The sequence below is a fragment of the Sphingopyxis witflariensis genome (assembly GCF_002205635.1).
Classification (GTDB): Bacteria; Pseudomonadota; Alphaproteobacteria; order Sphingomonadales; family Sphingomonadaceae; genus Sphingopyxis; species Sphingopyxis witflariensis.
This window is the reverse complement of sequence record NZ_NISJ01000015.1, coordinates 1-18,109: the sequence shown is the minus strand read 5'-3', so window position 1 is coordinate 18,109 and position 18,109 is coordinate 1. Positions and strand designations below refer to the sequence as shown.

The following is an 18,109-nucleotide window of genomic DNA, read 5'->3' as shown; positions in this document are numbered from 1 at the left end:
CCTGTCCCGGGATTAAGTGTCAATCTGGTCCTATCTCCTGGGTCCCCGGTCTTTACGTGCCATTTCCGTTCGTTAAACTCCACCTGCCGACAGATTGACGCCGAGGCAGCGAGAACAGCGGCCCTCCGTACGATATCAGGACCCGCCGGCAGCCTTGTCCACCTTCGCTCGCGCCGGAAAGAAACCGGCAGGCTTGCGATTCATGGAGCGGACCGCGGGACAGACGGGTCGGGAACGCGCCGGCGGCCGATAATCGACGTGAAGCATTTTTATCTGACGGAGGAACTCGCACAGGAAATTTCGGGCGCCGCACAAGAGGAGCAGCTCTTTGCCGCCCTCTCCAAAGCGGCCGAGCGCATGGGGTTCGATCATTTCGCGCTGGCCTATGATCGCCGCGGCGACGCCGAGACCGGCTCCTTGCTCGTGCATAATTATCCCGATGCCTGGGCGAGCGTCTTTATCGGCTTCGACCTCAGCGCGAACGACCCGATCCGGCGCGCCGGCGAGCGGTCGCTGACCGGTTTCCAATGGTGCGATGTTGACCAGTTCATCCCGCTGTCGCGCGGAGACCGGCAGTTGCTCATGGTGGCGCGCGAAAATGGCATCGGCGACGGCTTTACTGTGCCGCGGCATCTGCCCGGCGAGGCGACGGGTTCCTGCACCTTTGTCGTCAATCCGAAGGGCAGCGTGCCGACCGACATGCTCCATAGCGCGGAGATCCTTGGGGCGGTTGCGCTGGCGAGAGCACGCCAGCTCGTCGGCACACTTCCGTACCGGAAGCGTGCCGTCCTCACCAAACGTCAGCGCGAATGTGTCTTATGGTCGGCGCGCGGCAAGACCGCCGGGGAAACCGCGGGCATTCTCGGCATCAGCACCGAGACGGTGGTTCGTCACCTCAAGATAGCGCGCGATCGCTACGCGGTACACAGTGGACAATTGCTGATCCTGTGCGCGCTGTTCGACGGGCTTATCGGCTTTTCGGACATTTATGACTGGTGGCGCCCACATGAACGCGCGCCCTAGAATCGTACAAAGCATCCCCATTTCTGGGTATAGGCGCGCCGCGGGAATGATGATCTGATCCTGGCACCCAACAGCCAGGAAAATATCATGACCAGTCAGTCCACGCGGGCGCAGGACGCGCCCGGGCATGCGGCGCTGCGCGCCATGTTCGCCGCCCGGAAACAGGTCTTCATCGACCTTTTGAAATGGGACCTTCCAGCGCTCGACGGCCGCTACGAGCTCGATCATTTTGACAATGAGGATGCGCGCTACCTGATCCTTCTGGACCCCGACGGTCGCCACCGTGCCTCGGCGCGGCTGCTACCGACGTCCGGTGCGCATCTGCTCGGTGATCTCTATCCCTGGCTATGCTCCAGCGCCCCGCCATCGGGTCCTTCCGTTTGGGAGATCAGCCGCTTTTGCCTTGACCCGGCCTGTGACAGCGACGAACGCCGCGATGCCCGCAACCAGCTCGTCACTGCGCTTGCCGAATATGCGCTCCGCCATGGCATCACCGACTATATCGGCGTTGCCGAGCAAAACTGGTTCGACAAGATCAGCAGGTTCGGATGGGATTGCTCGGCCCTCGGCGAAACTCGCCGGGAAGCCGGATGTGAGCTTCTCGCGCTCCATATCCGGATCAACGACGACACGCTCGCCGGTCTCGAGCGTGCAGGCATCTATGCGCCGCTCGCCCTTCATCTCGAGGAAGGCGGGACGATTCAATGAACGAGAAACCGACCGAAGACCACGGCATCAACATGGGCATCGAGGGCATCTTCTCCAACGGATGTTGCATTATGTGTCCTATCGGCGCGGCTAACACGCTGGGTCCGGAACAGCCCGATGCGGTCACCACATTCACTGCCCACGCGAGGGCGGGCGAATGAGCCCCGCGCATGTCTTCGAACCCACCTATGAAGCGATCAAGCGGCGACTGCTGAATGGCGAATGGATGAGCGGCACGCGCGTCGAGGCGGGGCGTCTTGCCGAGCTCCTCGGGGTCAGCCTGACGCCGGTGCGCGACAGCCTCTATCGGCTCAACGGGGAGCGGCTGGTCGACTTCACCCCGGGCGACGGCTTCCACGTCCATCGTCTGACCGAGGCCGAGTTTCGTGACCTGCTCGAACTGCACCTGATTCTGCTGCTCGCGGCGCTGGCCACCGCGCCGCGAGCAGCTGCGATCCCAGCACCCGCAGACCAGCCCTATCCCGATCGCGTCGCGGGGTTGTTCCTGGCCATTGCGGGGCGCGCGTCGAATGCCGAGATCGTCGCCAGCATCGCCGCGATCGGCGACCGGCTTCACCTGACGCGCCATATCGACGCCGCGATTCTGTCCGGTGTCGTGGAGGAGCTTGAAGCGATCGAAACGGCGGTTGCCGATGTCGCGCCGCAGGCCCAGGTCCGGAACCTGCTGCTCGGCTATCATGAGAGACGTGCGCGTGAAGCGGCCACCTACGCCCGGATGCTTGCCGATCTTCCGGCGCGCCAGCCCTGAGGCGCTGAACCCGCGATGCCGTAACGCTTTTGCTTGTATCGGCCGCCCATTATTGACATGATTCCACCGCGCAGGCGCAACTCTGGCAGCTGCTGCGCGGAATATATCGCCAGTCATTATGAGCGCCAGTCCCGACAAGGACCGGCGGCCGAACCGGACCATGGATCGCGCAAGCGACCGAACGGCGGCACAGCACTGGGAGACGGGTATCCGGCCATGGTCGGCCGCGCCCGCTCGTGCCTCCGGGATTGTTCAACGTGTCTTCCTGCACCTGCCGCGACCGCCAGCCGCCGCGCCACCCCTTTTCGGTATCCTCTGCCTGCCATGCGCATCCCGACGACCGGACGCCGCCTGCCGCGCCATCGTCGGAGGCCCGAACCGATCTGGACGCGGTGTTTCGAACCCACCGCATGTCGCTTTTTCATTTTCTGCGTCGCAAGGCCGGACCCGACGAAGCGCCCGACCTGGTGCAGGAGGTCTTCGCGCGGGCCGCAGGCAGCGAACAACGCCACCAGCTCGTCAATCCGGGCGGCTTCCTTCGCCGGATCGCGCAAAATCTCCTTATCGACCGCGCGCGGCGCCGGCAGCGCGCGCCGCTGCTTTTCTTTCCGCTTCGCGAGGACAGCGACGGGGCCACCCCCGCCGCACAGGAATGGAATATCGAAGCCGCCGATTTGCTGCGGCTCTACGAAGCAGCCGTTGATGCGATGTCGCCGAAGACGCGGCGTGTCTTCCTGATGCACCGGGTAGACGAACTCAGTTACCGCGAGATACATGAATTGCTTGGAATCAGCATCGCGACGGTGGAATATCATATGATGAAAGCGCTCGGTCAGATTTCGAAGGTGGTGGACAGCGGCCGATGACCCGGAGGAGCGACGGCGACTATCCGGTCGATGAGGTCGCGCGCGCGTGGCTTATCAAGATGCGCGGCGAGGACGCCGGGGCGCTGCGCGGAGAATTTGAAGCATGGCTGCTGGCGTCGGCCGATCATGTCGAGGCGTACCGGCACGCCGAGCGCCGCATGTCGGCGCTGGCTCTTCTCAAAACCTCCGCGCGCCACGGAACCGACCATATGGCAGAACGACGCGGACGGCTCCGCAGCTGGCTACCATGGGGCGCCGCTGCAACCGCGGTGGCGTTGCTCATCCTCGCCTTCGGGGCTGGAGGCGCATCCGTTCCCGGTCAGCCCGGCACCGCGTCGACCGCTCGCGCTGCCGAGCCTCTGGTCACAAAGCGCGGCGAGATTCGGACCTTTCGTCTTGCCGATGGATCGCACGCGACGCTCGACACCGACAGCCGGCTGGAGGTCACGCTCGCAAGCAATGATCGCCACATCCGGCTGACAAAGGGCCGGGTGCGCCTGTCGGTGGCCAGGCAATTCATCCCGCTTCAGATCGATGCCGGTTCCGGGACTGCGACGGCCAACGATGCCGAACTCGACATAGGCGTCAATGAGGTCGGGACGGTCACCATGGCGTTGCGGCGCGGCGAAGCCGAGCTACGCCCGGACGGCAAGGCCGGCACGGCCACATCGCTGTCACTGGGGCAGACGCTGGCCTATCGGCGCGATGGACGGCAGCAGCCTGCCACCGGGCTGGCTGCCAGCCTGCCGCCGAGCTGGCCCGAAGGCTGGGCCGAATATCGTTCGATCCGGCTCGGCCAACTGATTGCAGAAGCCAATCGCTATGCGGTCGTTCCGATCATAATCGACCGCGCGAGCGCTGCGCTCGAAGTCTCCGGACGCTTCCATATCAGCCAGACCGAAGCGTTCGCCGAACAGATTGCGCGCCTGTTCAATCTCCGCGTTGAGCCGACAGCAGACGCAATCCATCTGCGTCGCCGATAATTTTTTCAGCCCTCGGCTAAGGTTACCCCCTCGCCCTCGTCATCGCGCCCCCACTGGCCGTCTGCCTGAAGCACGGCCGACAAACTCGGGGAGTGATCATGTTGAAGAAATCTCATTCGCTGGTTGCGCTGCTGGTCGGCAGTGCAGCCTGCCTCGCGCCGCTGACGGCGCAGGCCATACAAGAGCAACGCCAATCCTATGATCTGCCCGCGCAGGACCTTGGGGACGCCTTGCGCAGGGTCGCTGCGCAGGCCGACATCGAACTTTATGCATCGTCGCGCGATCTTGAGGGCAAGGCAGCGCCGCCGCTCAAGGGCGACCTGACCGCACGCGAAGCCATCGAAGCACTTTTGAAGGACAGCGGGCTCACGGGCCGGTTCGAATCCGCGTCGGCCGTCATCATTTCCCATGAAGCGGTCGCGCCCGACGCTGCGAGTGCCGACGCCGGTCCCATCATTGTCACCGGCTCGCGGATTGCCGGCGCGCCAGCGGCCGCGCCGGTCATTCAGGTCACGTCAGAGGATATTCGCAACGCCGGTCAGGCCGATCTCGGCGAAGTCGCGCGCAGCCTGCCCCAGAATTTCGGCGGCGGGCATAATCCCGGCATCGGAAGCGGCCAGGGCGCCCCCAATGAAAATGTCAACGTCAACGGCGCATCGAGCTTCAATCTGCGCGGCATCGGCCCCAACGCCACGCTGACTTTGCTCAACGGAAATCGCTTCGCCTACAGCGGCGCTTCATCGGTTATCGATGTCAGCGCGATCCCGGTGTCGGCGGTCGAGCGGATCGAGATCGTCGCCGATGGCGCATCGGCGATCTATGGCGCCGATGCCGTCGCCGGGGTCGTCAACATCCTGCTGAAGCCCGACTATGACGGGGTCTCGGCGATGGCGCGCATCGGCGCGTCGACCGATGGCGGCAATGTCCAGCAACAATATGGGCTGCTCGGCGGCAAGGCGTGGGCATCCGGCGGCTTGCTCGCCGCCTATGACTATAGCCGGTCATCCTCGATCCGCGCGGGTGATCGCGACTATGCCGGCGCGTCCCATCCCGACACGATGCTGTTTCCGGCCATATGGCGGCATTCGCTGCTGATGAGCGGGCATCAAACACTCGGGCCCGACATCACGCTGGCAGCGGATCTCCTCTACAAAAAGAGCCGTCTCCATTCGGTGACCGGTTATGCGGTCGATGTGCCGCCCGACCAGCTGGGGCTCGACAATGTCAGCACGTCGGAGACATTCGGGATCGCACCGAGCCTCGCCGCCGATCTCGGCGGCGACTGGCGCTTCAAGGCGAGCGGATTCTTCGGCACCGACCGGACCGGCGGCTATAGCGATCTCTTTTTTGGCGGCGAGCGTCTCACCCATCTCGACAAGCATTTTTTCAACCGCAACCTCGCGCTGGAAGCCGGTTTCCAGGGGCCATTGTTCTCGCTTCCCGGAGGTGACGTGCGGATCGCTTTCGGGGCTGGCGCGCGGCGCAATGACTTTTTTGCCGGCTCCCTCACGGGCGATGTCGACCGTCGGCGCGATAATCTCTTCGCTTATGGCGAACTGCTCGTGCCGATCACCCAGCCTGCACAGGAGATTGCAGGGCTGCACCGCCTGTCGCTGACCGGCGCGCTTCGCTTCGAGGATTATTCGGATGCGCGGGGCATCGTCACGCCCAAACTCGGCATTGTCTGGGAACCGGTGGCGATACTCCGGCTCGGGGCGTCATGGGGCCGATCGTTCAAGATGCCGACACTCTACCAGCAATATAGCGGCTATTCGGCAATCCTCGGGCGGGCTTCGCGCTATGGCACCGGCTATCCCGAGACTGCGAACATCGTTTTCGCGGCAGGGCCCGACAGCCGGATCGGACCCGAACGCTCGGAGAATGTCACGCTGAGCGCGCAGTTGACACCCGCGCGCGGGCTCGAACTCACCGCCGCCTGGTACCGGATCGACTATCGCGACCGCGTCGCCACCCCGGTCGCGTCGCTTCTCGGTGTGCTCGACAAACCGCTCTACGCCGGCCTCGTAACGCTCAATCCGACGGCGGCCTTACTGAACGAGATCATCGCGGGCTCGTTGCTCGGCCTGGAAAATAGTTCGAACCGTCCATACGACCCCGCCACGACCGTCGCCTTCATCGACAACCGCGACCGCAATATCGCGCGCCAACGCTATTCGGGAGTCGACGTGTCGATGCGGTACCGAATTGAACTGGACGACGGCAGGGAGCTGGCGCTTTCGGCCGCGGGGAGCTTCCTGAAGAGCGACCAACAGCTTCTTCCCGGAGCGACCTGGACGCCGCTCGCCGGCACGATCTTTCATCCATCGCGTTTTCGCGGACGCGCCGGGCTGACCTATGGCAATGAGCGGTTCACGCTCGCCGCCTTCGTCAGCCATATGAGCGGCCTGGATGATGAGCGGCAGGCCGTGCCAGTGCGCATCCCCGCCTATAATATGCTCGACCTCACGGCGCGGGTGCAGATTGCAAAGGGGACCGAAGTCTCGGTCGCCATACTCAATCTTCTCAATGCCAAGCCGACTGCCATCGCAACGGCGCTTGCCAGCGAGACGCCTTTCGACACGACCAACTATTCTCCGACAGGACGCTTCGCCGGCCTGACCGTCCGGCAGGAGTGGTGAACATGATCCGCACGATCCTCCTGACCGGGAGCGCCATGCTCGGTATCGCACTCGCCTTGCCATCGGTGGCGACGGAAAGACAGCGCGCCTGGACGCTCGACGACCAGTTGACCGTTCCCGAGATCCGCACGCTGGCAATTGCCGCGGACGGCAAGGGCGCGGCCTATGTGGTGCGCATCGCCGACCGGACGAGCGACAAGACGGTGGCGGTTCTCCGCCACGTCGATCTTGCATCGGGAAAAACACGCGAATGGCTTCGCGCCGCCTGGATCGAAGACCTGCGACGCATTCCGGGAACCGCCGACTGGAGCGCGCGGATCGACAAGGGCGAAGGCGTTCAGCTCTACCGCATCGCGGCGAACGGCGCGGTCACGCCGATCGTCGTTCACCCCGAGACCGCCATTTATGGCGACAGCGAGGGCGCCACCTATCTCGCCTATGGTCATGCGCCGCTGCCAACAGGCGTACGGTCGTACAGCTGGTCGCCCGACGGCCAGTGGCTCTGGTATGTTGTGCTGGATGCCGAACCCTATGACCGGCGGATGCGCTATGACGCGGACGTCGCATCCGAGCGCGCGCAGCGCCGCTCTCCCGGACGGGCGACGGCATCGATCTTTTTGCGAGGCCCGAACGGTAAGGATCGGCTTCTCTCCACGCGCCCGCACGGCGATATCTCGACATTCTTCGATCGAAGCTTTGTCAGCTGGAGGAATGGAGAGGTCAATTACGACGTCATGGAGGTCGATGCCGATGGGCGTCAGCAGACGATGACTATGGCGGTGCCGCTCGCGACGGGGGTCCCACGCGTTGCCGACGACAAGGCGACGCGCGGCTATTGGCGCCTGGCGGGACCGCGCGGCGGGCGGCTGACGTCGGAGGGCATCGGATCGATGCGCGACCTCGTCGAAACGCTGCCCGACGGGAGCAAGCAACATTATGGACGCTTTCCCTTTGCGGTCGGCGACGGGCGTGCGTCCGGCGGCTTCGTGTCGGCCGACGGCAAGCGCGCGATCGCGGGATTTCGCACCATCGAAAATCCGCGCTTCGGGCTCGTCGTCATCGAGAAAGCGAAACCGCGTGTGATCGGCGGGGCGTCCAGTCTCAACCACTGCGATTTCACCGCGGCGCTCGACCGGGGGATTTGCATCGCGCAGAGCCAGACCATGGCTCCGGCGGTCGTCAGCATCGATGTCGCAAGCGGGACGATGAGGCGGATCGCCTCGGTTGCACCGGCGCATGACGGGATCGCGCCGCTGCGGACCGAGCCAAGGACCTGGGTCAACCGGAACGATAGCAAGGCGACCGGCTATATCGTCTGGCCGCGCGGCTATACGAAGGGCAAGCGCTACCCGGCGATTGTGATCACCCACGGCACCGATGCCGACGAGCGTTTCGCGAACCAGGAAAATCAGTGGGAATATCCCGCGCAGCTCCTCGCCGAACGCGGTTATGTCGTGCTGCTGATCAACGTGCCCGCCTCGACACAAAATGCCGACCTCAAAGCCATTTACGATACATGGGTGAATGAAACGAAAGACCGGCCGCCCCGCGAGGTTCAGGACCGCATCTGGCTCAATGACACCGCAAGCTTCGAAGATGCGGTGAGCGAGCTTATCGACGCCGGCGTCGTCGATCCCATGCGCGTCGGCATCGCAGGCTTCAGTCGCGGCTCGCAGAGCGTCAATGTTGCGATGACACAATCGCAGATGTTCGGCGCCGCATCGAGTGGCGACGGCGGCTATCTCGAGCCCGCCTTCTACCCCAGCCTTACGGGCTCCTACGACACCGTCTATGGCGGGCCGCCGACCGATCCCGCCGCGCTGCCCAATTATCTCCGGATGGCGCCATCGCTGCGCGGAAAGGAAGCGTGCGGCGCGATGCTGTTGCAGATGGCCAATCCCTATCCGGCCTCGGTCGACCTCTATGCCGCGTTGCGGGCTGCGAAGGTTGCGGCGCAGATCAGCCTCTATCCGGGCGAAGATATGGCGAGCGACGAGACGCACATCTTCCACATTCCCTCGAACCGCCTGAAAGCGATGCAGGAAAATATCGCCTGGTTCGACTATTGGCTGCTTGGCAAACGCGATTCGGACTCGCCGTTCGCCGATCGCTACGCCGAATGGGACAAGATGCGCGGGGCCGCGCCGCGACGTTGCGATGGGAGCAAATCGGTCGTGCCGGACTAGGAGGCGGCTTCGACACCGTCGGTCCACCAATTGATCCAGGCTTCGGCCGCGGCAAAGCTCAGCAGGCGAAGGTCGCGGCCGTCGCCTTGCCAGTCGCTCTCGGCGGTTCGCGCGACCCAGCATGGGTCGATCAGGCCGGCTTCGACGAGCTTCCCCTTCTTCAGCATCGCACGCGCGGCATCCCCTTGCGCATCATAGACCCGCCGGACGAAACCGCCCGGGCTGCCTTTCGTCGTCCGTTCGATAAGCAAATCAGGCAGAATGCCGGTGAAGGCCGCGCGCGCGACCGCGCGGTCCCGCCCGCCGCGCACCCACTGCCAGCTGGGGATCGAGAGACAAAGCTCGACGATCGGCTGTGACAGCAGGGGTAGGATTTGCGGGGGATGGGCGGTACGCGGATAGAGTTCGATGCTCCTCTGGGCGCGCGCCAGCATGACAACATGGGCTGCCTTGCCGGGAAGCGTGCCTGGCGGGGCGGCCAGCCAGGGATGGCGATCATCCTCCGCCAGCGCGGCAGCGCGGCCCTCCTTTCCAAGACCGGTCAGATCGGGCCGGACACGATGCCCGTTCCGGCGGCGGCCTATGCGTTGCCAGCCATTGCGAACGACGTCCATCATGCCCGAACCCGTGAGATCGGCAAGATCGCGCGCCGTGGCGAACAAGCCCGGCCCAGGTCCTTGCGCGAGAAAGCGATCGGCGAGCGGCGCGGCGCTGCGCAATGCGCAGAAGACATTGTCGCCCCCATTGCCCGAGAAATAGGCGTCAATGGGAGTGACAACATCGAGACGACGATGCTCGGCCTCGATTGCCGGAAAATAATGTGCCGCGACCGGCAGCGGCAGGTGACGCATGACGGGGCGCCTGACGTCCACGGCAGCGAGATCGAAGGCGGGTGCCTCCAGCCGAATCCCCAGCTTCCGGACGAGCGCCTTGGCGTAGCGCCGTTCGTCGCCGTCGCTGTCCGGCTCGACCATGGTGAGACAGCGCAGGTTCGGCGTACGGGGACCCAGAGCAGCTGCGACAATCGAGCTGTCGAGACCGCCCGAGACGCCGATGAGGATGTTGTCGAAGAGGGTCGACCATATTCCGATACTGTCCTTGAGAGTGATGCGCAGCGCATCGGCTGCCTCTTCGAAGGTGCGTCCCTTGGGCCCGCGAACATGGTCCCATGGCGACCATGTCTGCTCGATCAGGCTTTCGCGCGCATTCACGATGAGACGTTCGCCTGGAAGCAGCTCCTCGATGTCGCAGATCCCTGAACGCCGTCCGATGGAGTCGATTCCGGCGAACATGCGCGCGAGCGCCCTGTAATCCACCTTGGCTCGGCCCGGTTCGGCTAACGCCGCCATGTCACTCGCCAGCGTAACGCGACCGGGCTCCCGCCGCATATAGCAGGTCATCATTCCGGACGGGTCGCGCAGGACCGAAGCCGTCCCATTGTCGTCAATCAACAGGGCGATATATGCGCCCCAATAGTCCGCAAGCAGGGCGCCGCCGCCCGTTTCGACGATCAATTTCCGTTCGGCGAGATCGAGATTTGTCACGCGGGTCGCGGGAAGTTCGCGGCGGAATAATGGCCCGACAATGCAACCACCCTCGCCAAGGTCGATAATTGGGGCCGGACTGGATAGCCGCGCGATGGAGGAGACAAACGCCACCTCTTCCGTGCTCGCCTCGGCACGCAGCGGTGCAAGGCCCGACGTCGCAATATCGAGATGGAAAGCAAGCCTCATCGCACAGCCAGCAAGGGCTTGAAGTTCTGAATGCGGTCGAGGGGATCGCTGAGGACGACAGCACCGGCCTGGAGCCAGCAATGCGCAGCGAACGGAAGCTTCACCCCGATGACAAGATCGACACCCAGTCCCCGGCGCGCGAACATGGCGCGCATCGCGAGGCCGCGGACGAGGCATTGGTCGGTCGCATCACGATAGCGAGATGCCCGCGCGAAAGACGATGCCACCGGCCTGCAGCGTTCGGGTGCAGCGTCGGGGAGTCCGGTCGGAGCGAGGTGGGTGCGGAGGGATCGGCGGGAAAGGCTACGGCGTGCGCGCGACTGAAAGAGAAGGGCCTCAATCAAAAGCCATGGCGGCGGCGGATCGATCGGACCGTCGTAAAGGCTGTCGGTCGGGTCCGAAGCCATCGACGGCGCGGCCGTTGGAACGCCGGCTTCGACCAGATCTTTTGCAACGAGCCACTGGAATTGCTCTGCGCTCGCTGCACCATTCACAAAGGCGTCGATCGCGGCAGCCGCTTCCTCTTCAAGCAGGAAGTAGCGGCTCGCCGACAGATCGAGGCAGATCATACGCCCACCCAGAGCGCAGTATTTGATATCAGAGCGAATTCGATACTGCATCGTCGGCACAGCCATGTCGCACCATAGACGCCACATGGCATCCTTCAGTCGTCGGTCCGCAGGCCGACAGGAAAGAACCGAAGCATGGTTTGCACCTCGATCGGGCCGACAACTTCTGTCCCGCGCGTTTGAAACCGAGCATCGCCGAGATCCACAATGCCGCTATTATCGCTATCCATGACATTTCTCCGTCAGCTCATATCTGAAACAGAATTTGGGCGCGTTGCGTGCGTGCGGCGCCAAGGCACCGCACGCCCTGTGCATCAATCGTCGGCCTGGATGCCGGCGTTGTAGATCTTCTGGAAAGTTGCGAGGTCGAGCGGGCCATCCACGCCGCGTCCGCGGGTTTCGATGCGCGCATCGCCAAGATCGACGACGCCTTCTTCGAGCTTGTTCATGGCTTATCCTTTCAATGTTGCGACCGGAATGAGTCGCAAACCCAAGATATGCTTCGAAGAAAGGTCGATCCATTTAATAATCCGATTATTATCGGGCGCCTCATGGAATGTAATGAAAAAGGTGACCGCGCCATAGAAAACGCACGTCGGGCGTGCGCACTGACACCTTTAGCTGGGCGGCCTGGACATGCGTGCCAAAACCCGGTCACGCGCTCATGCTATAGTGCGAGCGCCACGCTATTTTGGCGCGACTTTGGCATTCTGCAAGGGAAACTGGATCCAAATCGGGACTCAATTGCGCAGCGAGCTGCAATATATCGATCGACATCCTGACGCAGGCGCGAGGATCGAGGAGGATCATTTCAGCGATATCGTACGCGCGGCAGAACCCGGTCGGTGCAGTGCTCGCCATGCGCCCCGATGCAGCAGAGCTGCCTGTGCGATTCAATGGATGGCGGCCGCCGAAAACGCGCCGACTCCTGACAAAAGAAGTTCGCGCGGGTTGCCGGTAGACTTCCCCGCCGGCGGCGCCGGCGGGGAGGACGGGATCAGCCGTTGAGGCGATCCTTGACCGCCTTGGCAGCGCCGAAGCTCAGCTTCTTCGATGCCGCGATCTGAATCGTCGCGCCGGTCGAGGGATTGCGCCCTTCACGTGCTGCCGATTCCTTGACCTTGAACTTGCCGAAGCCGTTGACCGATACTTCGTCGCCCTTGGCGGCTGCATCGGTGATCGCGGCGAAGACCGCATCCACGGCCTTCTTGGCGTCAGCCTTGCTGACGTCAAGCGAGGCTGCGACGCTGTCGGTGAGTTCGGCATGGTTCATATATTATCTCCTGGGGCGCCCGGGCCGATCCCGAACGGTAAACCGCTATAGTGAGCAGCGCCCGGCGACGCCAATATCTATCCCGCCAGGCGGCCGCCAACGAATGCAGGATGCACAGGCCCACGCGCGCGGGCCGATCGGCACTCGAAACCACGGATCAATAGCGCGCTGACGATTCGCTGAACATCGAGAATTCGCCGGGAACGCGCCTGAAATGCCAAAAGGCACCCGCCACTGGATCGGCACGATCGTGGAGAAATGGTGCCACCGAAAGGATTCGGGCCCTCGCCCCCAACCTTGGCAATTTCTTGGACGACCAATGCGGAATTTGATTCGCGCTTTACGCTATAGCCGCGAAAAAATCCCCAAGCTGCGCTAGTGCTGTCTCGCTCAAATGAGGGAGGAAATGAGGGAGGAGTTCGGGCACTCGACCTAATTTTCCCTTATAAAACATATGCTTAGGGAACAAATCTGGATGCCCCGCGAGGATTCGAACCTCGATAGGCGGTATCAGAAACCGCAGTCTTACCATTAGACGACAGGGCACCAGAGGCGGGCCAAATATGATTGCGCGGCGCTGCTGTCAAGGCCGCTGAGACGAGATCTGGCTGAGCGCGCATCAGCGGCCTTGCCCTCGCCCATTTCGCCGCTAGCATCGGGCCCATGAAAAAGGGGAGCTGTGCGCCGCGCAGGACACCCCGCAAGGAGGTGGGTTGATGCGTCACGTCGCCATCGTCGGGTCGGGCCCGGCGGGATATTACACCGCCGAAACATTGCAAAAGGCGGACGATATCGCCGTCGACGTCATCGACCGCCTGCCTGTCCCCTATGGCCTGATTCGCACCGGAGTCGCCCCCGATCACCAGTCGATCAAGGCCGTGTCGCGCCGCTATGAAGGCGTTGCGCTGACCGACAATGTCCGCTTCGTCGGCCATGTTTCGGTCGGCACCGACGTGACGATCGACGAACTGGTCGACCTGTATGACGCGGTGATCCTCGCGACCGGCGCGCCGAACGACCGGCCGCTGGACATCCCCGGCGCCGATCGGCCCGGAGTGATCGGCAGCGCCGCCTTTGTCGGCTGGTATAATGGCCATCCCGATTTCGCTGACCTCAATCCCCCGCTCGATGCTGCGGGGGTCGCAGTGATCGGCAACGGCAATGTGGCGCTCGACGTCGCGCGCATTCTCGCCAAGACTCCGGCCGAATTTGCCGGCAGCGACATCGTCGCGCACGCCCGCGACGCTTTGTCCAAAAGTGCGGTGCGCCATATTCACATCCTTGGCCGCCGTGGGCCGCACCAGATTGCAATGACCCCCAAGGAACTGGGTGAACTCGGCCATCTCGAGCGCGCAAGCCCGCGCGTCGACCCCGCCGACCTGCCGCCCGAGGGCGACGACGCGCTGCTCGAACCCGGGATGCGCAAATCGGTCAGCCATTTGCGGGGCTTTTCGGCCAATCCCGTCGCCCGGCCGGTGACGATCGATTTCGATTTCTTCGCGATGCCGGTCGCGATCGAAGGCGCCGAAGAGGGCCGCGCCCAGCGCGTCATCGTCGAGAAGACCGCGCTCGACGCCGAACTGCGCTCGATCCCGACCGGTGAGACCTATGCGATCGAGGCCGGGCTGGTGATCAGCTGCATCGGCTATCAGACCCCGCCGATCCCCGGCGTGCCATACGAACATGGCCGCGGGCGTTTCGCCAACACCGACGGGCGCATCCTGCCCGGCCTCTATTGCGTCGGCTGGGCGCGGCGCGGACCGTCGGGGACAATCGGTACCAACAAGCCCGACGGCGCGCGGGTCGGCGAAATGGTCATCGAAGATATCGGCCGCGGCGCGGGCAAGACGGGACGGCCGGGGCTCGACGCGCTGCTCGCCAGCCGCAATGTCACCCCGGTAACCTTCCGCGACTGGCGCAAGATCGAAGATGCGGAAATCGCCGCCGCCGTCGACGGCAATCCACGCGAGAAATTCGTAACCATCGAGGCGATGCTCGACGCCATCGGACGACGGTAATGCCCCTTCAGTGGCGCACCGGCCTGCGCTGGCTGCTCGCGGTCGCCTATGGCTATGCCGGCTATCGCCACCTCGCAACGCCCAGCCCCTTCCTTGCGATCACCCCGCCGTGGGTGCCGATGCCCGGGGCCGTCGTCGCGGCGACAGGCGTCGCCGAAATCGCGGGCGCGGTCGGGCTGCTCGTTCCAGCGACGCGCAAGGCGGCAGGCTGGGGCCTCGCCCTCTATGCGCTCTGTGTCTGGCCCGCCAATTTTCACCATGCGTTCGCGGCGATCGCGGTCGGTGGCGAGACGCTCGGCTGGTGGTATCACGGCCCGCGCCTTGCCGCGCAGCCGCTGATCATCTGGTGGGCGCTCTGGGCGAGCGGCGCGGTCGACTGGCCGTTCGGGCACCGACACTAAGCCACGCCATTGCGAGCGCAGCGAAGCAATCCAGAGTGTGCGTAAACCGCTCTGGATTGCTTCGCTGCGCTCGCAATGACGAGATGCTATTTCACCACCGGCGTTTCGATCGGCGGCATGCCCTTCTGGCTCGCCGAAACCGCCTCGACCGCTTTCAGCACGCGCAACATGTTGCCGCTCGCGATCTTCTCCAGTTCGGCCTGCGTATAGCCGCGCCGCGCGAGTTCGACGAACAGCGCCGGATAGCCCGTGACATCCTCCATGCCGACCGGTCCCGAAGGCATGCCGTCATAATCGCCGCCGAGCCCGATATGGTCGATCCCGATGGTCTTGCGGATATGGTCGATATGGTCGGCGAGCTTGCCGACACCGGCCTTGGGGGCCGGGTTCGCCGCCTCCCATGCCGCAAGCTTCGTCTCGACCGCCGCGGGGTCGCCCGGATAGAGCGCCTTCAACCGCGCCTGCTCGCCCGCCCGCGCCGCGCCGCGCGCCATCACATCGGCATCAAGGAATGCGGGCAGAAAAACGACCATGATGACGCCCCCATTGGCCTTGACCAGCGGCAGCACGCTGTCGGGGACGTTGCGCGCATAATCATTGACCGCGCGCACCCCCGAATGGCTGAACATCACCGGCGCCTTCGACGTTTCGAGCGCGTCCTTCATCGTCGCTTCGCTAACGTGGCTGAGGTCGACGATCATCCCGATGCGGTTCATCTCGCGCACCACCTGACGTCCGAAATCGGTCAGCCCGTCGTGCGCAGGCGCGTCGGTCGCCGAATCGGCCCAGGGCGTATTCTTGCCATGGGTCAGCGTCATGTAACGCACGCCCAGTTCGTGCATCTCGCGCAGCACGGCGAGACTCGATCCGATCGACTGACCGCCCTCGATCCCCAGCATCCCGGCGACCTTGCCCGCCTTCATTTGCGCCTGAAGCTCGGTGGAATTGCGCGCGAGCGAGAGGTCGGCGGGGTAGCGCGCGATCAGCCGCTTCGCGACGTCAATCTGCTCGAGCGTCTGCTGGATCGCCTGCGGTTCGTTGCTGTTCGACGGCACATAGACCGACCAGAATTGCGCCCCGACGCGCCCCTTGCGCAGCCGATTGAGGTCGGTGTGCATCGCAATCTCGGGCGGCGAGGCATCGGGCTTGGCGGTGTCGGTCGTGTCCTGAAAATCGAAATCATTGATGACATTGCCGACATGGTCGCGCAGCGCCCACGGCACGTCATTATGCCCGTCGAACACCGGCGCGCGCTTTAGCGCCGCCTCGGCAACCGCCTCAGGCGATTTCTGCGCGGTGGCGGGGGTGGAAAAAAGGGCGAAGGCTGCGATGCCGGCGAGCAGGTGCGACGTTTTCATGGGGAGTGAACCTAACCGCTTGAGACAAGTGCGCAAGCCCCGCTTGACGGATCGGCCTGCGACACGCAGCATCGGGCTCATGACAGCATTTGACGACTGGCGTGCGCGCTCTCCCTTTTACGACGAAACCCACGAAGCGCTGGCGCAAAGCGTTCGCCGCTTTGTCGCGCGCGAGATTGCGCCGCATATCGACCAGTGGGAGGCCGAGGGCGAATTGCCGCGCGACCTCCACAAGAAAGCGGCGGAAGCGGGAATCCTCGGCCTGCGCTATCCCGAAGAATATGGCGGGCATAGCGAAGGCTTCGACAATTTTCACGGGCTGGTGCTGACCGAGGAACTGGCGGCGGTCGGCGCGGGGGGCCTCAGCGCTTCGCTGATGACCCATGGCATCGGCCTTCCCCCGGTGCTCGCACTCGGCTCCGACGAATTGAAACAGCGCGTCGCGCCCCCCGTGCTCGCGGGCGACAAGATCATCGCGCTCGGCATCACCGAGGCGGGCGGCGGCAGCGACGTCGCCAACCTCAAAACCACGGCGGTGAAGGACGGCGGCGATTATGTCGTCAACGGCGGCAAGATGTTCATCACATCGGGGATGCGCGCCGACTGGCTGACCTGCGCAGTACGCACCGGCGGGCCGGGTGCGGCGGGGATCTCGCTGCTGCTCATCGACATGGACAGCCCCGGGGTCGAGCGCACGCGGCTCGACAAGATGGGCTGGCGGTGCAGCGACACCGCCGCAATCCACTTCGGCGACGTCCGCGTCCCCGCCGAAAACCTCATCGGTCCCGAAAACGGCGGCTTCATTGGCATCATGCGCAATTTCAACAGCGAACGGCTCGGCATGGCGATGGGATGCTGCGGCTATGCCCGCGTTGCGATGGCCGAGGCGGCCGAATGGGCGCAGAATCGCGAGACCTTCGGCAAGCCGCTCGTCGGCCATCAGTCGATCCGCATCAAGCTCGCCGACATGGAACGCCAGATCGAAGCGACGCAAGCATGGGTCGACCTCGCCGCATGGCAGGTCAAAACCGGATGCGCCCGCCCCGCCGATTTCGCGATGCTGAAGGTGCAGGCGACGCGGATGCTCGAGGCCGTGGCACGCGAGGCCGCACAGGTCCTCGGCGGCGCCTCATACATCACCGGCAGCAAGGTCGAGCGCATCTATCGCGAAGTCCGCGTCAACGCGATCGGCGGCGGCAGCGAGGAGATCATGCTCGATCTGGCGGGGCGGCAGTTGTTCGGGGGGCGTTAAATTGGCTCTTTGTTGACGAGCCTCACACATTGTTGGATCGTGCAGCAATGAATGCTGCCCCAGAAATTCCACTCGATATTCGTGAATTGCTTCACGATTGTATTTTGGCCGTCTTTTGGCCGAAAGCAAAAATCATCGAGTTTCTAAAAAGCGTGGGATGCCCCGGCCGCCATCTGCAACACATCGACCTCAAAAATACAGCACTGAACCGCCCCGGGATTGCCGGAGGCCCCAACTCCTGAGAGGAAGGGCCTACGATGAGCAAGACAACCAACAAGTTTTCACCTGAGGTTCGCGCACGTGCGGTACGGATGGTGCTGGATCACGAAGG

Annotated in this window: 18 protein-coding genes and 1 tRNA gene; 12 read left to right on the top strand and 7 right to left on the bottom strand. The window is 63.9% G+C overall.

Features of this window, described 5'->3' with window-relative positions:
• Nucleotides 1-258 precede the first annotated feature (258 nt).
• The 8 genes from CDQ91_RS19125 to CDQ91_RS19095 all read left to right on the top strand — a co-directional run bounded on the left by CDQ91_RS19125 (nt 259) and on the right by CDQ91_RS19095 (nt 9,174).
• Nucleotides 259-1,023 carry a helix-turn-helix transcriptional regulator gene (locus CDQ91_RS19125; protein WP_237246065.1) on the top strand — a complete coding sequence of 255 codons (765 nt, stop codon included), beginning with the start codon at nt 259-261 and terminating at the stop codon, nt 1,021-1,023.
• 87 nt (nt 1,024-1,110) lie between these two features.
• The gene (locus tag CDQ91_RS19120; protein ID WP_088474305.1) at nt 1,111-1,731 is read left to right on the top strand and encodes an acyl-homoserine-lactone synthase; all 621 of its coding nucleotides are present in this window, start codon (nt 1,111-1,113) and stop codon (nt 1,729-1,731) included.
• Nucleotides 1,728-1,892: a hypothetical protein gene (locus CDQ91_RS21350; protein ID WP_158213726.1), complete on the top strand. Its 165-nt coding sequence runs from the start codon at nt 1,728-1,730 to the stop codon at nt 1,890-1,892. Before CDQ91_RS19120 ends, CDQ91_RS21350 begins: the two co-directional genes overlap by 4 nt.
• Nucleotides 1,889-2,500: a GntR family transcriptional regulator gene (locus tag CDQ91_RS19115; protein WP_088474304.1), complete on the top strand. Its 612-nt coding sequence runs from the start codon at nt 1,889-1,891 to the stop codon at nt 2,498-2,500. Before CDQ91_RS21350 ends, CDQ91_RS19115 begins: the two co-directional genes overlap by 4 nt.
• Nucleotides 2,501-2,757: 257 nt before the next feature.
• Nucleotides 2,758-3,366, top strand: a complete 609-nt coding sequence (locus CDQ91_RS19110; protein WP_088474361.1) for an RNA polymerase sigma factor — start codon at nt 2,758-2,760, stop codon at nt 3,364-3,366.
• Entirely contained in the window at nt 3,363-4,349 is a 987-nt protein-coding gene (locus CDQ91_RS19105; RefSeq protein WP_088474303.1) for a FecR family protein, read from the top strand. Before CDQ91_RS19110 ends, CDQ91_RS19105 begins: the two co-directional genes overlap by 4 nt.
• Before the next feature lie 98 nt (nt 4,350-4,447).
• A complete protein-coding gene (locus tag CDQ91_RS19100; RefSeq protein ID WP_088474302.1) occupies nt 4,448-6,988 on the top strand; it encodes a TonB-dependent receptor in 2,541 nt (846 codons plus the stop codon).
• Nucleotides 6,989-6,990: 2 nt separating this feature from the next.
• Nucleotides 6,991-9,174: a prolyl oligopeptidase family serine peptidase gene (locus CDQ91_RS19095; protein ID WP_088474301.1), complete on the top strand. Its 2,184-nt coding sequence runs from the start codon at nt 6,991-6,993 to the stop codon at nt 9,172-9,174.
• On the opposite strand, the gene CDQ91_RS19090 is transcribed toward CDQ91_RS19095, so the two are convergent.
• The 6 genes from CDQ91_RS19090 to CDQ91_RS19075 form a co-directional block, all read right to left on the bottom strand.
• Nucleotides 9,171-10,907 (bottom strand): asparagine synthase-related protein, encoded by a 1,737-nt coding sequence (locus CDQ91_RS19090; protein WP_088474300.1) that lies wholly within the window; start codon nt 10,905-10,907, stop codon nt 9,171-9,173. The genes CDQ91_RS19095 and CDQ91_RS19090 overlap by 4 nt on opposite strands.
• Nucleotides 10,904-11,476 (bottom strand): lasso peptide biosynthesis B2 protein, encoded by a 573-nt coding sequence (locus CDQ91_RS19085; RefSeq protein WP_158213725.1) that lies wholly within the window; start codon nt 11,474-11,476, stop codon nt 10,904-10,906. Before CDQ91_RS19085 ends, CDQ91_RS19090 begins: the two co-directional genes overlap by 4 nt.
• A 95-nt stretch (nt 11,477-11,571) precedes the next feature.
• A complete protein-coding gene (locus tag CDQ91_RS21910) occupies nt 11,572-11,706 on the bottom strand; it encodes a hypothetical protein (protein WP_272897624.1) in 135 nt (44 codons plus the stop codon).
• A gap of 84 nt (nt 11,707-11,790) precedes the next feature.
• Nucleotides 11,791-11,925: a hypothetical protein gene (locus CDQ91_RS21905; protein ID WP_272897623.1), complete on the bottom strand. Its 135-nt coding sequence runs from the start codon at nt 11,923-11,925 to the stop codon at nt 11,791-11,793.
• A gap of 548 nt (nt 11,926-12,473) precedes the next feature.
• Nucleotides 12,474-12,749, bottom strand: coding sequence for an HU family DNA-binding protein (locus tag CDQ91_RS19080; RefSeq protein ID WP_088474298.1), 276 nt, complete (start codon nt 12,747-12,749; stop codon nt 12,474-12,476).
• Between the two features lie 472 nt (nt 12,750-13,221).
• A tRNA-Gln gene (locus CDQ91_RS19075) sits at nt 13,222-13,295 on the bottom strand.
• A 170-nt stretch (nt 13,296-13,465) separates the two neighbouring features.
• Here CDQ91_RS19075 and CDQ91_RS19070 point away from each other — a divergent pair.
• Both CDQ91_RS19070 and CDQ91_RS19065 read left to right on the top strand, forming a co-directional pair.
• The gene (locus tag CDQ91_RS19070; RefSeq protein ID WP_088474297.1) at nt 13,466-14,767 is read left to right on the top strand and encodes an FAD-dependent oxidoreductase; all 1,302 of its coding nucleotides are present in this window, start codon (nt 13,466-13,468) and stop codon (nt 14,765-14,767) included.
• A complete protein-coding gene (locus tag CDQ91_RS19065; protein WP_088474296.1) occupies nt 14,767-15,168 on the top strand; it encodes a DoxX family protein in 402 nt (133 codons plus the stop codon). Before CDQ91_RS19070 ends, CDQ91_RS19065 begins: the two co-directional genes overlap by 1 nt.
• An 86-nt stretch (nt 15,169-15,254) precedes the next feature.
• On the opposite strand, the gene CDQ91_RS19060 is transcribed toward CDQ91_RS19065, so the two are convergent.
• The gene (locus tag CDQ91_RS19060; RefSeq protein ID WP_088474295.1) at nt 15,255-16,526 is read right to left on the bottom strand and encodes a dipeptidase; all 1,272 of its coding nucleotides are present in this window, start codon (nt 16,524-16,526) and stop codon (nt 15,255-15,257) included.
• Nucleotides 16,527-16,605: 79 nt separating this feature from the next.
• On the opposite strand from CDQ91_RS19060, the gene CDQ91_RS19055 reads away from it, so the two are divergent.
• Together CDQ91_RS19055 and CDQ91_RS21100 are read left to right on the top strand one after the other, a co-directional pair.
• The gene (locus CDQ91_RS19055) at nt 16,606-17,778 is read left to right on the top strand and encodes an acyl-CoA dehydrogenase family protein (RefSeq protein ID WP_088474360.1); all 1,173 of its coding nucleotides are present in this window, start codon (nt 16,606-16,608) and stop codon (nt 17,776-17,778) included.
• A gap of 47 nt (nt 17,779-17,825) precedes the next feature.
• A complete protein-coding gene (locus CDQ91_RS21100; RefSeq protein WP_144036826.1) occupies nt 17,826-18,020 on the top strand; it encodes a hypothetical protein in 195 nt (64 codons plus the stop codon).
• Nucleotides 18,021-18,109: the final 89 nt, after the last annotated feature.

Bases quoted from the DNA above. Each gene is read 5' to 3' on its own strand.
- CDQ91_RS21100 (WP_144036826.1), top strand. From the start codon at position 17,826: ATGAATGCTGCCCCAGAAATTCCACTCGATATTCGTGAATTGCTTCAC.
- CDQ91_RS19115 (WP_088474304.1), top strand. From the start codon at position 1,889: ATGAGCCCCGCGCATGTCTTCGAACCCACCTATGAAGCGATCAAGCGG.
- CDQ91_RS19065 (WP_088474296.1), top strand. From the start codon at position 14,767: ATGCCCCTTCAGTGGCGCACCGGCCTGCGCTGGCTGCTCGCGGTCGCC.
- CDQ91_RS19120 (WP_088474305.1), top strand. From the start codon at position 1,111: ATGACCAGTCAGTCCACGCGGGCGCAGGACGCGCCCGGGCATGCGGCG.
- CDQ91_RS21905 (WP_272897623.1), bottom strand. From the start codon at position 11,925: ATGAACAAGCTCGAAGAAGGCGTCGTCGATCTTGGCGATGCGCGCATC.
- CDQ91_RS19105 (WP_088474303.1), top strand. From the start codon at position 3,363: ATGACCCGGAGGAGCGACGGCGACTATCCGGTCGATGAGGTCGCGCGC.
- CDQ91_RS19060 (WP_088474295.1), bottom strand. From the start codon at position 16,526: ATGAAAACGTCGCACCTGCTCGCCGGCATCGCAGCCTTCGCCCTTTTT.
- CDQ91_RS19055 (WP_088474360.1), top strand. From the start codon at position 16,606: ATGACAGCATTTGACGACTGGCGTGCGCGCTCTCCCTTTTACGACGAA.
- CDQ91_RS21350 (WP_158213726.1), top strand. From the start codon at position 1,728: ATGAACGAGAAACCGACCGAAGACCACGGCATCAACATGGGCATCGAG.
- CDQ91_RS19090 (WP_088474300.1), bottom strand. From the start codon at position 10,907: ATGAGGCTTGCTTTCCATCTCGATATTGCGACGTCGGGCCTTGCACCG.
- CDQ91_RS19100 (WP_088474302.1), top strand. From the start codon at position 4,448: ATGTTGAAGAAATCTCATTCGCTGGTTGCGCTGCTGGTCGGCAGTGCA.
- CDQ91_RS19080 (WP_088474298.1), bottom strand. From the start codon at position 12,749: ATGAACCATGCCGAACTCACCGACAGCGTCGCAGCCTCGCTTGACGTC.
- CDQ91_RS19095 (WP_088474301.1), top strand. From the start codon at position 6,991: ATGATCCGCACGATCCTCCTGACCGGGAGCGCCATGCTCGGTATCGCA.
- CDQ91_RS19070 (WP_088474297.1), top strand. From the start codon at position 13,466: ATGCGTCACGTCGCCATCGTCGGGTCGGGCCCGGCGGGATATTACACC.
- CDQ91_RS19085 (WP_158213725.1), bottom strand. From the start codon at position 11,476: ATGATCTGCCTCGATCTGTCGGCGAGCCGCTACTTCCTGCTTGAAGAG.
- CDQ91_RS21910 (WP_272897624.1), bottom strand. From the start codon at position 11,706: ATGGATAGCGATAATAGCGGCATTGTGGATCTCGGCGATGCTCGGTTT.